The sequence below is a fragment of the candidate division WOR-3 bacterium genome, assembly GCA_013177935.1.
Lineage (GTDB): Bacteria > Hydrothermota > Tepidihabitantia > Tepidihabitantales > Tepidihabitantaceae > Tepidihabitans.
Genome location: JABLXZ010000002.1, coordinates 38,509 through 52,493, shown reverse-complemented (window position 1 = coordinate 52,493; position 13,985 = coordinate 38,509). Strand labels below are relative to the sequence as shown.

Genomic DNA, 13,985 nt, shown 5'->3' with positions numbered 1-13,985 from the left:
TACCTCTTCGTTCATTTCTCCTCCTTGATATTACCATCAATACTTAGGGTGATTTCCTTAAACGGGATGTTTTTCCCGCTGGCAGCAAGCGCCTGACGGGCAATTTGCACCAGACCATAACAGCAGGGTACCTCCATGTGCAAACAGGTTACCGAAAGGATGTTATTCTCCTGGAAGATGTTTGTCAATTTTTCTAAATAGAACTGGGCATCGTCCAGTTTGGGACAGGCGATGAGCAGGACCTTACCGGCAAGGAAGTCGCGATGAAATGCGGTGCTGGTAAAGCCGGTGCAGTCAGCAGCAAGCAGGAGGTGGGCGTTGTTAAAGTACGGAGCATGGACCGGTACAAGGGTTAACTGAATGGGCCAGGTGGTGAGCTGTGATTCCGGACGAGTGGTATCAGGCGTCGGGTTTCCTTTGGGTGTTAAACGGCGTACCTGAGTGCCCGGGCAACCACAGGCAAGCGCCGGTTTTTCGTCTGGTGTCGGGATGTTGTGTTCCTTCAAATAGGCGAGCGCCTCCTCGTAAAATTTCTGGGCACCGTGCTCCTTTAAATGCTGGAGATGGGCGCGGATGGTATTGGCACCGGCGCGCACGATATTTTCCATCACCTTGCGCTCGTCATAGGGTTCAGCCGGCCGTTCTTCAATCGTGAGCGCGCCTTCGGGACAGGTACCGACGCAGGCACCCAGACCATCACAGAACAGGTCTGAGATCAATCGAGCCTTACCGTCAATCACCTGCAGCGCCCCTTCTGGGCAGTTGGGGATACAGAGACCACAGCCCGTGCATTTTTCCTCGTCAATATGGATAATCTTTCTTGTTTTTTTCATTTACCCTCCAGGTTTATTTTGACTTCGGCTAAACTGGTCGTCTTTAAGTACCGGACCAGTTGCCGGTTGGTTTTTAAAAGGAAATTTCCCACCGGGCAGCCACCGCTGCATATCGGGATGGCAAAAGGACAGTGGTTGACTTCGACTGTGCCAACAACCGCCTGATAGACCGCGAGCAGGCTTATTTCCTTTGCCGGTCGCGCCAGACGATAACCGCCCGCTGGTCCGGTTTTGCCTTTGACCAAGCCGGTTTTTTCCAGTTGCGCCAGTACTTTTGCCAGATGGGCAGCAGAGAGACCAAGGGTTTGGGCAAGGCGGTTGATTGTCCAGCGTTCCCGAGGACGATGGGCAAGGATTAATGCGGCATGCAGTCCGAGGCGGGCTGCTTCGGGGATGTTAAATAATTCTGCCATTCTGGTATAATAATACCATATTTATCGTTTCTGTCAAGAAAATTTTTCATTTGTTTTGATAGGTGGGCAAATTGGCAGAGCGATAGGGGAAAGGTGTGCCCGATTACCTTATTCTTTTTAATATTATTTAGTTCTCTCGGTGGGTTGCGAAAAGTCGCCTGATTTGGGCTGATGGGTTTGGGTAGTTGGTAAATTTGAAGATGATTTTTCAGGTGAAAATCCAGACAGTCTGCCCCGGGATGGCACGACCTTTTTAGGATATCACGGAGTTTATTCTGCGGGATGGGTCATTGAAAAGGATTAAAGACATAACATTACGGATTATCAATAAGATAGGCTCTGGAAGGGCGTTTGGAGTTGGGTTCAATGCGAAAAGATGGGTGATAAAATAGGCGGGGCGTAAATTGGCGGTGAAGACTATCCCGGTGATTGCCCCCGGGCAGCCGAGGGTACGAAAACCCTGTTGTTTGACAGGCGGTAACGAATGGCTACACTTAATTGGTTAAGGAGAAAGGGTTGATAAGCACACCAGGTTCGTCTTCTTCGTTTAGATACCGGCACTACGGGATTGGGGTGATGTCAGGCTTTTGGTGGTAGGCCAGTGCGGTTGATATTGATTTTCAGTTTTGTGGCGCTTGTTGAGGCGGTGCCGATAGTGCCCGATATCGGGCTGGGGTATCGAATTGAGCCCGGAGTTGAGGAAAAAGGGGTTATTGGGGGTGGGGTTCAGGTGACATTCAGAAACAGGATGGCGCTTGATGCCGGGGTTTACGGAAATTTCGGGAAAAATTCCGGGCTGGGCGGATATGCGTTCAAGGGTGAGTTCGGTTTGCCGGTAATTTCCCGCTGGCGTGGGGCATTGGGGTTTCAGCATCAGGAGTGGCGTGACTGGCGGTGCGGGGAGAATCGGGCTTTTCTCTTGCTCAATCGCACAGGCTTCGGGCGGTTGGCGGCAGGAGTTGGGGTTGCCTGGCGGCAAGGGGTGTTTGATACTACAAAGTTTAGACAACCCTGGGTGTTTTCCGGTCCGGCGGGCGAATGGAACCTTTTGTATCGGCTCGAGTGGACGGTCTGGCATACAACTCGAGCGGAGTTGGGGTTGTTTCTGTCCAATATCAGCCGGTACCAGATTCATAACCCCCAGATGTTTCCTATTGGTGTCCGCGCTAGTTATCAGGTGGCACCGCACTGGCGGGTGTTCGCTGTGGGTCAAAGCACGGTAAAGGGTTTTTCCACTTTGCTCTTCTCACCCGGCGAGTTTGAGGCATACCTTGGGGTCAGGTATGAGTAGAATGCGTCTATTTTTCGGGTTCCTTTTGCTGGTTATTTTCGGGTGTGAGGCGGACCTGAAGGAGGCATTTTTCCATCCCGATGTGGAAAAGAGGGCAAAAGAAAGTTTTGCTCTTCCTACGCCGGCACCGGTTCTGGTTGGCGACACATTTGAGTTTGCGGTGTTTGGAGATGTCCACATCGGAAAAGCGGCTGGATGTTATCTGGAACGGTTCCAGCACGATGTGGATTCGCTGGGGATTGATTTCTTTTGCGTTTTAGGTGATATCACCGAGTACGGGGCGGGAGTGGAGTATGACTCAGCCCGAACAGTGCTGGCAGCAATCGCCCCGTTTTATGCGACGATTGGAAATCACGACCTTTACTCTTCCTCCGGTTGGGCAGATTTTAAACAGACCTTTGGACCGGCGACTTATGCGGTGCAGATTGGCACGAGGCTGAAACTAATTTTCTTTGATACCGCAGAGGGTGAGGTGGGCAAGACCCAGTTTGACTGGCTGGAAGGCATTCTTGCCGATACAAACAAAATAAAACTGGTTTTCACTCACTTTCCCATTTACGATGGTACACTACCCGGACCGTTTCGGCTTGCCTCTAATTCCGAGCGGGCGAAGTTGATGAGTTTACTTGTTAAAAATCGGGTTTATGCCTACTGTTGTGGTCATATTCACGGCTGGCGGCAAAACTCAATCAACGGCGTCCAACACCTGATTGCGGGCACGATGTCGCGAGAGTTAGACTTTGGTTCCCCGGGTTACCTTCTGTTTGCGGTAAGGGGAGATTCAATCTCCTGGCGGTTTGTGTCTTTTACCCGATAACGGGTATTGGCTGAAAGTTATGGCAAAATTTAGAAGAAGATAGCTTATTATTCATACGATTGGGGGCGATAATTGACTTTCTCGGGTTAATATCAATAATTAATCTCAAGGTATTAACCTGAAAGGAGTGTTTATGATAACTGTTGGGAATAGGATATACCGCACTGCTATTGGTGCGGTTTTTGTTGCGCTAATTGCCGGGTGCGCACCGACACCAGCGATGATGAAGGCGATGCAGCCTTATTCAATTTCGGCGCAGTTTGACCTTGCTAAGCCGTGGCGGATAGCGGTATTGCCGGTTCAGCTAACAGGTGATTCAGATAATGCGATTGGCGCCGATTTAGTGGAACGGGCGCAGATGCAGTTGATGAAGGTTTTAAACTTTTCGGTTGTTGACCGGAGCGCCGTTGAGGCGGTATTGAAGGAGCAGGAGTTTTCCTATTCCGGGGTGGTTGACCCGCAAACGGCAGCCCGATTAGGGAAGTTGATGGGTGCCTCGGCGGTGATGTTAATTAAGGTCGGGCAGGTAAAGCACGACCCGTTTTTCTCGGACTCGCCAAACCAACGGGATGCGCAGTTGAATGTACGCATCATCGGTGTTGAGACCGGCGAGGTTTTGTATTCGGCGCAGGGTGAGGGTTCCAGTTTTGAAGGACCAGAAGAAGCCCTGGCGAGCGCACTGGATGTCGCGCTGCTCCCTTTGCTGGAAAAAGGAGGTGTTAAATGAAAGCAGCAGGTTTTTTGCTCTTGACGATTGTCCTTTTTGTCTCCTGTGTAAGTTCGGGTGTTGGTGTACGGAGTGCAGGTAACGCACAGATGCCAACCGAGGCGCCGGTGAGCGGACCGGTGCAGATGCCACCAATGCCGCGCGAGACAAGCGAGATTCCGCCCCTGCCTGTAGAGGAGATTGTTCCTCCGGGTGAGGTTGTGGAGCCGGTACCAGGTGGAGTTATTGATTGGGGGGCTAGGGTGGTGCGCGCGCGTGGTTCGGGTGTTGTTGACCCCGGGGACCCAAATCCGGCGCGCGCCCGGTTGATGGCAGAGCGCGCAGCGGTGGTGGTTGCCCAGCGCAACCTCCTTGAGATTATCAAAGGGGTGCGGGTTGATTCCGACACAAAGGTGGAAAACTTTGTGACGAAGTTTGATGTGATTTACACCCATCTCGAAGGGGTTGTTAAAGGTGCGCGCCAGGTTGGTCCGGCGCAGTTCGATTCGGCAAGTGGTGTGGTGGAGGTGGAACTTGAGGTCAACCTTGCCGGTCCCCAGAGTGTTACCGATGCCCTGGAACCAGCACTTATGCAACCTGGTGCGATGCCGGCCGAGGTTAAAACGACGGCAACTGTCCGAGAGTTTCTACAGAAGTATTCGGCGCTGGTTTTTGACGCCGGCAACAGCGGCTTAAAACCGGCGCTTTTCCCGAAGATTTATGACGAAGCGGGCAACCTGCTTCTGGATACGAAGGAGTTGTATCAGTACACCGGAACAACGGGTCAGAAGGTGGTTCATTATATCGGGAAACTGGACGAGATTCTTTCCCGGCCTGAGTTTGCCAACCAGCCCTTAGTTTTGAAGATTAAACAGGTTCGGGGCAAGATGGGAGCGGATATTGTTCTGAGTAAAGAGGATGCGGATAAACTTAAGTGGCTTAAAGATGGGGCGAAGTTTCTTTTCGATGCGGGCAGGTTTCTAATAAAACTTCTCCTGTAAGGTGGCAAGATGTGGAATGCAGAAAGGCTGATACTGTCTTTCGGGCTTTTTTGTTTATCCTGTTACTACCCCGGATACAGTCCGACACCGGTTCAAACCCAGACAACTGAAGTTGTGCTGAGTGGTGGTGAAGGAACCGAAATCCTTGCCGAGGGCGTGGCGACAATTACCGGCGATGTTGCGATGGCGCGGGACCAGGCATTGAAGGACGCCCTACGCAAGGCGGTAGAGCAGGGGGTGGGAACTTTTATCAACTCCGAGACCCGGGTCGAGAACTTTCAGTTGCTCTCGGACCGGATTTACTCACAGGCTCAGGGTTATGTTTCTTCTTATCGGCTGGTTAGTGAATCAAGGGAGGCAGAACTTTATCGGGTCGTGGTGCGGGCAAAGGTGAAACTGGAGCGGATTGAGGATGACCTGAGAGCGATTGGAATTCTGATTGCCGAGCAGGGACGGCCCAGGGTGATGGTGGTGGTGCGCAAGGTGGCAAATCCGGTTGCAGTTACGGTCAATGAGGAGACGATGACGCCCGAACTGGTGGAAACGATGTTGACCGCAGCCTTTCAGGAGAAAGGGTTTCCAGTAGTTGACCGGGCTACAGTGGAGAAAAATCTCGACCGGGAGCGGTTGCGCAAGATTCTGGAAGGGGATACGCAAGCAGCAATGGTTTTAGGTACTGCGACCGGCGCAGAAATTGGAGTTGTGGGAACTTTGCAGGAGGCGATGGTACGGAAGAAGGCTCCCTATACTTACGAGGAACGAGATTATCACCGCATTGAGTTAAGTGCGCGGGCAGTTAACCTGCACACCGGTGAGATACTTGGTGCCGGCGTGGTGAATGCCGAGGTTCCGTTCAGTGCTGAGGCAGCGCGGCAGACGGCAGCAGACTCAATCAGCCGCATTTTGATTTCTCGCATCCTTACGGACTGGAAAAAGCGGGAGAATGTTACCTTAATTTACGCCCGTAATGCGGATTTCCAGAAGGTAGAGCTTTTTAAGTCTGAGGTCAGAGCGAAGGTTCGAGGGGTGCTCGCAGTAATTACCAGGAAATTGAGCGGCAGTGATGCGGTGATTGAGATTGTGTCCGAGACGGCAACACCCGAAGTCATCGAGCAGATTGGCAGTCGGGAATTGGCGGTTCGCTTTCAGATTGAGGGCGTTGTCGGAAACCGGTTAGATATGAGATTTCTCGGCGACGCCGAGGGGCAGAAGTAACTGGCAGATTACTTGACAGAGATAAGGCGCAAAGTTAAATTCCATAAAGAAAGGAGATGAAGATGCGGATAAAGACAGGCATTTTTGCGGTTATAATAATTTGTTTTGGGTTGAGTGTCGCCAGTGATGTCGACACACTGAAACCTTCTGCGGTATTTGTTCATCCTGATGCCCGGGGTAAACTGCCGATAATTGGGAATGTGGCGGTGGCGCTCACCGGAGTTGACCAGCAGAGCACCCGATTACTGGAAGACGCGCTGGCGCTACTTTTGCTTGCCGAGAGCGTCAAGGTTGTTTACCCTTCGGATAAGGATGTTGGTAAAATGCGCGGTCAACTGCCCGACCCGGTTGAGTGGGCGAAGAAACAGGGGGTAAACTGCCTTTTGACTGGAACCGTAGTGGCACGATGCTCGCACTGCGCCCATGGCAAGTCGAAATGTTCGAATGAAGCGGTACGGGCGGTTTCGTTTACCCTGATAGATGTGCCTGAGGACAAGATGCTCCTCTGGGCGCTTTATGAACCGACCGGTACTGTGAGTCCGACCGATTTTGCCCGGTCGTTTATCAGTTTAATAAAAGAAAACCTTAAAGAGGAGGAGAAAAAATGAAACGGCTGGCTTTTCTGGCGCCGGTGCTTTTATTCTTTGCCTGCGCCACATCCCATTATGTCCGTCCCGATGAGGTAACCGAATGGGACTACACTTATAGCGATACCGATATGAAACTTCTTGCCGAAAAGATGGTGCAGTCACTTGCCGAGTTCAACCTGCCGGCACAGTCCGACACCGGCAAACCGGTACTGGCTTTTCTTGCCATTGGCAACCGGACCTCCCAGCACATCGACACCGAAGGGATTGCGGAGAAGATTATGGTGGCGCTGGTAAAACTGGGCAAGTTCCGGATTGTTGACCGGGAACTGTTGAAACAGCAGGCAAAGGAGATTGCGCTCCAGGAGACGCAGCGGATTGATGTTGAGGGTGCGGTGAAACTGGGAAACCTCATTGGTGCCGACTACTTTCTTACCGGGGATGTGATGAGCATTGAGAAGACCAAGGGCGCTACAACGCTCGCCTATTACAAACTGACGATGCGGCTGGTTAATGTCCGGACTTCAGAAATCGTGTGGGCGGATGAGCAGGAACTGAAGAAGAAGAGCACCAAGTCCTGGTACGAGTAAACGGCTAATGAGCCGAGCGGGCGTCCTTTTACTACTGGGCGCGCTGTTTTTTATAACCTGCGTGCCGGTTGCGCCTACCGTACCATCGGCACCTGAACCTCGCTACTTTTCAAATCTCTCCTATGAAAATGCGATTGAACGGTATCGGAAAGTTGTTGAAGAGAAGTTTCAAAAGCAGGACCTTTCCTACATCCTTTCCCTTTTGAGTTACGGGATTACCAACTTTTACGGCGGAAAAAAGGCGGATGCCAAACGGGCATTCCTTGCAGCGTACAAGGTTGATGCGGGCGAACGGCCTGAGGCGGCAAAGCTTTATGACTGGCTGGTGGTGGATTCGCGAGCAGTTTACAAACTGAAGAAACGGGAACGGGAACTGGTCCATCTTTATCTCGGGTTGTGCTATCTTTTGGAAAACAATCTGGAGGAGGCGCTGGTTGAGTTTAAAAAACTGCGGCAGTTTGACCAGGATGCTTCTACACTCCCAATTGTCAACTTCTACACCGGACTTGTTTATGAGAAGATGGAGAAGTTTGATGATGCTCTGATTGAGTTCCGGCAACTGGAATCGCTTGGTATCAAAGGCTTGGTACGAAATGTGGAACTGATGCGGGACAGCGGTTATATCCTTCCTGCCGATTCAGTGGAACTGGTGGTTCAGGTGGAGCATCAGACGGTCGGTTCAATTGGAAGAACAGAGGTATATGCGGACAGTTCCTTTCTGGTAACGGTTCTACCTGAGGTGAGCGACAGTTTTGCGGTGCGTTTAAGCCGAGCCGAGGCGAATCGTAAGGCAGCGCAGGAGGCGGGTGCCAAAGCGGCACGTATCGGGCTGCGGGTATTGTCGGCGGTGCTCTTGGAAAAGGCGTTACCCGGTATCGGGGAAGAACTGGCGGACAATATTGCTGATATCACATTGGGCAAGGAGGAAGCGAATCGGGACATCCGTGCCTGGGGCTACGCACCCTTAAACTTCGCCTTTGCCCGAATGCGGATTTCGAAGTCAACCAGCAAGGTGCGACTGGTGTTTTACAACCAGGCAGGCAATATGCTCGGCTACTGTGACTATCCGCTCTGGGACGAAAATAGCCGGGCGGTTTATGCGGCGGGGATGTTTTTCATCGTCGCCGGTCTGGCAGAAGAGTTTTATGTGTATTAAAAGGAGGTTAGAATGAAAAGTTTCTGGGCTGTGGCAGGCGGTTTGATGCTTATCCTCGCCTGTTCAACAACGATTAACTCATTATGGATAAACCGGGAGACCGAAAGCCGGCGCTGGGTAATCAACAACCCGGTTCTGGCGTCAGACATCCGGGTGCTGGATGTGAAAGAAGAAGAGAGTGGCGGGGCATTGATTGTCAATGTTCTGTTGAAGAATGGCTGGCATATGCCAATCGGCGGTAAGGTCAAGATGCTTTTTTACGACCAGAATGGCGTGCAACTTGATGACCCCTGGGGCTGGCATCAAATAAACCTTGAGTCCAATCAGGAGCAGTGGGTGAAGTTTGTGGCACCGAAGCCTGCGGACCAGATTTCCAAGATGAAACTGATGATTCGGGGAATCAACCGCTACTCCTCTTCCGGCTAAGAGAGAACTTTTTTGACCGGGATGTAATACAGAGCTGGGATTGCTACAATTTTCGGATATTAGAGGATGTTAAACTGGCGTTTTGATGCTTTTATTTATCGCGCTTATCAGCGGTATTTTTGAGTTCCACGGCCAGGCAACCGGGCAAATCGGCATCAGTGATTCGTTAAGGCATTGCTCCATAAATATGGAGGGGGAATACCGGCCCAGAGTTGAGTACAAATTTGTAACCCCAACGGGCAGTCTTGATTTTGTGGCTTCGGTGCGTGCGGTCATCGGAAGCGCAGTTCATTCCAGGAACACCAGTTGTCGTGCGGAGATAGACCTCTATCGGCTTTTTTTAAGTTATGGTACCGAGCGTTCTGAGGTGCGCCTTGGTCTGCAACAGATTAACTTCGGCTCGGCGGTGATGTTACGGCCCTTACGCTGGTTTGACCGAATTGACCCGCGCGACCCGCTTCAGACTACGGCAGGTGTTTACGGTATGCTGTACCGGGGTTATTCGGGCAATGACAATGTCTGGCTCTGGGGGCTTATTGGTAATTCAAAGCCCAAAGGGCTGGAAACAACACCGACCCCGAAATGGTTTCCTGAGGCGGGTGCCCGACTGGAAAAGGCTTTGTCGGGTGGCGAGATGGCCGGTAGTTTTCATCATCGCTGGACGGTTGTTGAGGGTGATACGGTACTGGAAGACAAGGTTGGTCTGGATGGACGCTGGGACATCGGTCCTGGGGTCTGGTTTGAGAGTGCGCTGGTACACACGGGCAAGCGATGGCAGGGGCAGATAATGGGTGGTGTGGACTATACCTTTGGAATTGGCAATGGGTTGACCGTTCTTCTGGAACATATGACAACCCATAATCATACCAACTGGCAACATCTCTCAGCGCTCTCTTTAACCTATCCACTCGGGCTCAACGACAACCTGAATCAGTTGACATTTTTTGACTGGCAGGAGCGCAAGCCTTATATTTATTTAGGCTGGCAGCATACTCTGGATAACTGGCAGTTTCTTATTACCGGTTATTTCAATGCGGTGGGAAAGACAAACGGTATAGTTGGACAGGTATTTTTTAACCATTGACAGGAGTGGAAAATGAACGACAGCCGAGTTATTGTTGAAACGATTAACCTTGTAAAGCGTTACCCGATGGGACGACAGGAACTGGTGGCGCTCAAAGGGGTAAGTTTAAAGTTTTGCCGCGGAGAGTTCAGTGGCGTTATCGGTCCTTCCGGTTCGGGCAAAACCACTCTGCTTAATATCATTGGAACCCTGGATGCGCCCAGTGCCGGTTCAGTTCTGGTGCTGAATGAACGGGTGGAGTCGCTTTCCCCACAGCGGGCAGCAGAACTGCGCAGCCGGCATATTGGCTTTATCTTTCAGACCTTCAATTTGCTGCCGGTTTATACCGTTTACGAAAATGTTGAGTTCCCGCTTTTGCTCTTAAAGATACCGGCAAAAGAACGAAGAAAAAAGGTGATGGCGGCGCTGGAATGGGTTGGGCTGGCAGACCGTGCAAACTCCAAACCGTCCCAGTTGTCCGGCGGTGAATGTCAAAGGGTGGCAATTGCCCGGGCGGTGGTAAAAGAGCCCGAACTTATCCTTGCCGATGAGCCAACCGCCAACCTTGATGCCGAGAACTCCCATCATATTCTCACCACAATGGTAAAACTCAACCAGGAACTGGGTACCACATTTATCTTTTCTACCCACGACGATAAGGTAATTAAGTTTTTGCGGCGCCGCATTAAACTGGTGGACGGTGCGGTGGTGGCAGATGAGGAGGTCAAAGGGTGAGTGCGATCAAACTGGCACTGCGCAACCTGCGCGGGGCAGGAGTTAGAACCTGGCTTAATGGTTTTGCCCTGTCCCTGGCGTTTGTTGCGATTATCTTTGGTCAGGGGCTATTAGAAGGGGTTAACCGTCAGGCAGAGAGGGCGTCAATCGATTTTGAGTTCGGGGGCGGTCAGTTCTGGTGTGAAGGTTTTGACCCATACGACCCGCTCACATTTGAGAATGCGCACCGGGTGTTGCCGGAAACGATTGCCCATCTGGTTGAATCAGGGCAGGCGGTGGCGATTCTTGTTGTTCCCGGGACGGTTTTTGTTCAGGGAAGGATGGTGCCGGTACTGCTTAAAGGGATTTCCACGCCGCAGACCGTTTTGAAGATTCCCACACAAGTACTCGCTGACTCAACTGGTGATTTACCGGTTTTGTTAGGGGCGCAGATGGCAAAGAAGTTAAATGTCAATGTTGATGATTATTTGACGCTGCAGTGGCGGGATAAAGAGGGCGCATTTGATGCCCGTGAGGCTCGGGTTGCGGGAATAATGCAGACAAGTGTCGGCACAATTGACCAGGGTCAGGTGTGGTTGCCCTTAAAGCAGCTTGAGTTGCTAACCGGGCTGGAAAGGCAGGCAACAGTCGTGGTTCTTAAACCCGGTGTTAAACCACCGCCGGTGGCGGAAGGCTGGAAGTTTTATACGACCGAATTTCTCCTGTCTGACCTGCGGCAGATGATAAAGACGAAGACCGTGGGGCAGTCAATTATGTTTATTGTACTATTTCTTTTGGCACTCTTGGCGATATTTGACACCCAGGTGTTTTCCATTTTCCGCCGGCGCCGGGAGATTGGTACGCTCATCGCGCTGGGAATGACGCGCGGTGCGGTGATTGCGATGTTCACCTTTGAGGGTGCGGTGTACGGGGTGCTGGCAGCGCTTTTGGGTGCGATTTACGGTACGCCACTGTTCCTTTATCTAAGTGCTTATGGGCTGGCAATGCCGGGCGGAAATCAGTGGGGGTTTGCGCTGGAAGAGCGAATGTATCCGGCATGGACCGCGGGTTTGATTCTCGGTACAACCATTCTCGTATTGATTACGGCGACATTTGTGTCGTATCTGCCAACCCGGCGCATCTTGAAACTGAAGCCAACCGATGCTCTCCGGGGAAAATGGGTATGACCGGTTTTATAATTAAAGGACTGATACGGGACCGCAGCCGAAGCCTTTTCCCCTTCCTGACGGTTGCGATTGGTGTTGCACTGGTGGTATTTCTTGACGCCTATTTGCGCGGGACGCAGGACAGCGTTTTTGACACAACCGCCCGACTGGTGACGGGCCATTTAATGGTAACGACCCGGGCACAGGCGCAGGAAGGCGAATCCGGTACACTGGAGACCGCGCTGTTCGGTGTCAAGGGGTTAAAGGCGGAGTTGAAGGGCAAGTATTCTGATATCATCTGGACCGAACGCATCCGGTTCAGCGGCTTAATTGATGTGCCCGATTCTCTTGGTATGACCCGGGCACAGGTACCAGTTACCGGTTTAGCAGTTGACCTGACACCGGGTTCGGTTGAGCATCAACTTCTCCAGTTGCAGAAGGCGCTGGTGCGGGGCAGGGTTCCCCAAGAGAGCCGCGAGATTTTGCTCAGCGAGGATTTGTGCCAGCGGCTGGGAATTTCTCCGGGTGCGCGTGTTAGCCTGATATCAATGACCGCCGAAGGCGGTATGGCGATTGCGGACTTCACCCTTGCGGGTACGGTGCGGTTTGGTGTTACCGCTTTAGACCGCAGTATGGTTATTGGTAAATTAGAAGGCGTACAGGAGGTGCTCGGGCTTGAAGATGGTGCGAGCGAAATTGTGGGATTCTTTGCGGACGGAGTTTATGACGACCGACGCGCGGTGCAAATTGCCCGGGAGTACAACACCGGCTTAACCGGCATTGAGGACGAATTTGCACCAATAATGCGGTCTTTGCGCGAGGCGAGTGATTTAGGCTCGCTGATTGACATCGTTGCGGGCGCAACCGGCTTGATTGTCCTGATATTCATTATGGCGATGGCGGTGGTGCTCTGGAATGCCGGATTGATGGGCTCACTGCGGCGCTACGGTGAGATTGGCATCCGGTTGGCTCTGGGTGAGTCCAAACCGGCGCTTTATTTTTCGCTTCTTGCCGAGGCGTTTTTTATCGGGCTGGTCGGTTCGGTGGCAGGTACACTTATCGGGTTGGTGCCGGCGTATTATCTACAGAAAATCGGGCTTAACATTGGCGGGATGATGAAAAATACCACGGTGGTAATAAGTGAGGTGCTGCGCGCCCGAATTACACCGACAAGTTTCTTCGTCGGGTTCCTGCCCGGTTTAATCGCGACATTTCTGGGCAGTGCGATTTCCGGGCTGGGGATTTTCCGGCGTTCAACCGCAAGACTGGCAAAGGAGTTTTCTGAATGAACACATTTTTGGCTCTGCTCATATTTTTCAGTATGAACCTACCCGATGGCGATTCGCTTCTTAGCCGAATTGATGAAAACACCTTTACCAAAAGCCGGATGGTTGTTGCCAGTATGCGCATCACCGGCAGAAGGGGCGTGCGGACCGTGCGCATCCGTTCTTACAGCCGGGGTGACAGCGCCTTTGTTGAGTATCTGGCACCGGAACGGGAAAAGGGCACGAAGATGTTAAAGTTAGGGCGTGACCTCTGGATTTACACACCAGAATCGGACCGGACAATCCGCATTTCCGGTCATATGTTACGCCAGTCAGTAGCAGGTTCGGATTTGTCTTATGAGGATATGATGGAGGAGCCGCGTTTGCGCCCGATTTACAGAGCGGTCACAACGGGCAGCGATTCAATTGATTCCAGGCCGGTCTGGGTATTGGAACTCAACGCCCGAAGTCCGGATGTTGCTTATCCAAAACGAAAAATTTGGGTGGACCGGGAAAGGTTAATTGTGCTTAAAGAGGAGCGGTTTTCCAAGAGCGGCAAGCCGCTCAAAAGAGCCGAGGTTCTTGAGACAAAATGGATTGATAGCCGCTGGGTTGCAACCCGGGTGGTCTTCCGCGACCTGTTGAAAACCGGAGCCGGCACCGAATTTGTCATTGAAGAAATTCAACAGGATATTTCAATTCCGCCCGCGCTTTTTTCCAAGGCGTCATTGCGGCGGTAAAG

The 13,985-nt window shown here is 51.9% G+C and carries 16 protein-coding genes; 14 read left to right on the top strand and 2 right to left on the bottom strand.

Annotated features, from left to right (window positions below; translation table 11 throughout):
- Positions 1–11: 11 nt before the first annotated feature.
- Both HPY86_03535 and HPY86_03530 read right to left on the bottom strand, forming a co-directional pair.
- On the bottom strand, positions 12–833 hold the full coding sequence (locus HPY86_03535) for a 4Fe-4S binding protein (GenBank protein NPV13988.1): 822 nt from the start codon (positions 831–833) through the stop codon (positions 12–14).
- Positions 830–1,246: an Rrf2 family transcriptional regulator gene (locus HPY86_03530; GenBank protein NPV13987.1), complete on the bottom strand. Its 417-nt coding sequence runs from the start codon at positions 1,244–1,246 to the stop codon at positions 830–832. Before HPY86_03530 ends, HPY86_03535 begins: the two co-directional genes overlap by 4 nt.
- A 601-nt stretch (positions 1,247–1,847) precedes the next feature.
- Here HPY86_03530 and HPY86_03525 point away from each other — a divergent pair.
- The 14 genes from HPY86_03525 to HPY86_03460 all read left to right on the top strand — a co-directional run bounded on the left by HPY86_03525 (position 1,848) and on the right by HPY86_03460 (position 13,983).
- Positions 1,848–2,537 carry a hypothetical protein gene (locus tag HPY86_03525; GenBank protein NPV13986.1) on the top strand — a complete coding sequence of 230 codons (690 nt, stop codon included), beginning with the start codon at positions 1,848–1,850 and terminating at the stop codon, positions 2,535–2,537.
- Positions 2,530–3,354 carry a metallophosphoesterase gene (locus HPY86_03520; GenBank protein NPV13985.1) on the top strand — a complete coding sequence of 275 codons (825 nt, stop codon included), beginning with the start codon at positions 2,530–2,532 and terminating at the stop codon, positions 3,352–3,354. Before HPY86_03525 ends, HPY86_03520 begins: the two co-directional genes overlap by 8 nt.
- Before the next feature lie 133 nt (positions 3,355–3,487).
- A complete protein-coding gene (locus tag HPY86_03515; protein NPV13984.1) occupies positions 3,488–4,081 on the top strand; it encodes a hypothetical protein in 594 nt (197 codons plus the stop codon).
- Positions 4,078–5,061, top strand: a complete 984-nt coding sequence (locus HPY86_03510) for a hypothetical protein (protein ID NPV13983.1) — start codon at positions 4,078–4,080, stop codon at positions 5,059–5,061. Before HPY86_03515 ends, HPY86_03510 begins: the two co-directional genes overlap by 4 nt.
- Positions 5,062–5,070: 9 nt before the next feature.
- The gene (locus HPY86_03505) at positions 5,071–6,276 is read left to right on the top strand and encodes a hypothetical protein (protein NPV13982.1); all 1,206 of its coding nucleotides are present in this window, start codon (positions 5,071–5,073) and stop codon (positions 6,274–6,276) included.
- 62 nt (positions 6,277–6,338) lie between these two features.
- A complete protein-coding gene (locus HPY86_03500) occupies positions 6,339–6,884 on the top strand; it encodes a hypothetical protein (GenBank protein NPV13981.1) in 546 nt (181 codons plus the stop codon).
- Positions 6,881–7,453 (top strand): penicillin-binding protein activator LpoB, encoded by a 573-nt coding sequence (lpoB, locus tag HPY86_03495; GenBank protein NPV13980.1) that lies wholly within the window; start codon positions 6,881–6,883, stop codon positions 7,451–7,453. The genes HPY86_03500 and lpoB overlap by 4 nt, the downstream gene beginning before the upstream one ends.
- A 7-nt stretch (positions 7,454–7,460) precedes the next feature.
- Positions 7,461–8,609: a hypothetical protein gene (locus HPY86_03490; GenBank protein NPV13979.1), complete on the top strand. Its 1,149-nt coding sequence runs from the start codon at positions 7,461–7,463 to the stop codon at positions 8,607–8,609.
- A gap of 12 nt (positions 8,610–8,621) precedes the next feature.
- Positions 8,622–9,035 carry a DUF1425 domain-containing protein gene (locus HPY86_03485; protein NPV13978.1) on the top strand — a complete coding sequence of 138 codons (414 nt, stop codon included), beginning with the start codon at positions 8,622–8,624 and terminating at the stop codon, positions 9,033–9,035.
- Between the two features lie 85 nt (positions 9,036–9,120).
- Positions 9,121–10,119, top strand: a complete 999-nt coding sequence (locus HPY86_03480; GenBank protein ID NPV13977.1) for a hypothetical protein — start codon at positions 9,121–9,123, stop codon at positions 10,117–10,119.
- A 12-nt stretch (positions 10,120–10,131) separates the two neighbouring features.
- Entirely contained in the window at positions 10,132–10,833 is a 702-nt protein-coding gene (locus tag HPY86_03475; GenBank protein ID NPV13976.1) for an ABC transporter ATP-binding protein, read from the top strand.
- Entirely contained in the window at positions 10,830–11,999 is a 1,170-nt protein-coding gene (locus HPY86_03470) for an ABC transporter permease (protein NPV13975.1), read from the top strand. The genes HPY86_03475 and HPY86_03470 overlap by 4 nt, the downstream gene beginning before the upstream one ends.
- Complete coding sequence (locus HPY86_03465; protein ID NPV13974.1) at positions 11,990–13,267, top strand: FtsX-like permease family protein; 1,278 nt, start codon at positions 11,990–11,992, stop codon at positions 13,265–13,267. The genes HPY86_03470 and HPY86_03465 overlap by 10 nt, the downstream gene beginning before the upstream one ends.
- Positions 13,264–13,983, top strand: coding sequence for an outer membrane lipoprotein-sorting protein (locus tag HPY86_03460; GenBank protein ID NPV13973.1), 720 nt, complete (start codon positions 13,264–13,266; stop codon positions 13,981–13,983). Before HPY86_03465 ends, HPY86_03460 begins: the two co-directional genes overlap by 4 nt.
- The last annotated feature ends 2 nt before the right edge of the window (positions 13,984–13,985 follow it).

Excerpts from the sequence above, each read along its gene's own strand:
- HPY86_03535 (NPV13988.1), bottom strand. The coding sequence starts at position 833 with ATGAAAAAAACAAGAAAGATTATCCATATTGACGAGGAAAAATGCACG.
- HPY86_03530 (NPV13987.1), bottom strand. The coding sequence starts at position 1,246 with ATGGCAGAATTATTTAACATCCCCGAAGCAGCCCGCCTCGGACTGCAT.
- HPY86_03520 (NPV13985.1), top strand. The coding sequence starts at position 2,530 with ATGAGTAGAATGCGTCTATTTTTCGGGTTCCTTTTGCTGGTTATTTTC.
- HPY86_03515 (NPV13984.1), top strand. The coding sequence starts at position 3,488 with ATGATAACTGTTGGGAATAGGATATACCGCACTGCTATTGGTGCGGTT.
- HPY86_03510 (NPV13983.1), top strand. The coding sequence starts at position 4,078 with ATGAAAGCAGCAGGTTTTTTGCTCTTGACGATTGTCCTTTTTGTCTCC.
- HPY86_03505 (NPV13982.1), top strand. The coding sequence starts at position 5,071 with ATGTGGAATGCAGAAAGGCTGATACTGTCTTTCGGGCTTTTTTGTTTA.
- HPY86_03500 (NPV13981.1), top strand. The coding sequence starts at position 6,339 with ATGCGGATAAAGACAGGCATTTTTGCGGTTATAATAATTTGTTTTGGG.
- lpoB (NPV13980.1), top strand. The coding sequence starts at position 6,881 with ATGAAACGGCTGGCTTTTCTGGCGCCGGTGCTTTTATTCTTTGCCTGC.
- HPY86_03490 (NPV13979.1), top strand. The coding sequence starts at position 7,461 with ATGAGCCGAGCGGGCGTCCTTTTACTACTGGGCGCGCTGTTTTTTATA.
- HPY86_03485 (NPV13978.1), top strand. The coding sequence starts at position 8,622 with ATGAAAAGTTTCTGGGCTGTGGCAGGCGGTTTGATGCTTATCCTCGCC.
- HPY86_03480 (NPV13977.1), top strand. The coding sequence starts at position 9,121 with ATGCTTTTATTTATCGCGCTTATCAGCGGTATTTTTGAGTTCCACGGC.
- HPY86_03475 (NPV13976.1), top strand. The coding sequence starts at position 10,132 with ATGAACGACAGCCGAGTTATTGTTGAAACGATTAACCTTGTAAAGCGT.
- HPY86_03465 (NPV13974.1), top strand. The coding sequence starts at position 11,990 with ATGGGTATGACCGGTTTTATAATTAAAGGACTGATACGGGACCGCAGC.
- HPY86_03460 (NPV13973.1), top strand. The coding sequence starts at position 13,264 with ATGAACACATTTTTGGCTCTGCTCATATTTTTCAGTATGAACCTACCC.